Here is a 297-nt window from a genome sequence, read left to right as displayed (position 1 = left end):
CGATTCGAATTTGATCGCAAAACGCGTCGGCCAGATCTACGGCAAGCTGGTGGCGAGCCCGGACTATATAAGATTGCACGGCTCGCCGGAGACGCCGGAAGACATCGCGTCGCACCAGGCTCTGGTCGGTGCGGAGAGCTGGCGATTCATGGATGGCGAAAAGATCGTCACAGTGCAACCGCAGGGCCGCTTCAGGACCGACAACGGCATGGCGCTTGCGAGCGCGGCCGCTGAAGGGCTTGGTATCGCCTGGCTCCCCGATTGCGTCACCCATGATTATCTCGCCTCAGGGGCTCT

General features: G+C 61.6%; 1 protein-coding gene. It reads left to right on the top strand.

Annotated elements, in window-relative coordinates; all coding sequences use genetic code 11:
• The coding region (locus AF337_RS24575) for a LysR substrate-binding domain-containing protein (RefSeq protein WP_244471306.1) at window positions 1-297 on the top strand (297 nt) is incomplete at both ends.

The sequence above is a fragment of the Rhizobium ecuadorense genome (assembly GCF_001187535.1).
Classification (GTDB): domain Bacteria; phylum Pseudomonadota; class Alphaproteobacteria; order Rhizobiales; family Rhizobiaceae; genus Rhizobium; species Rhizobium ecuadorense.
This window is presented reverse-complemented; position numbering and strand designations above follow the sequence as displayed.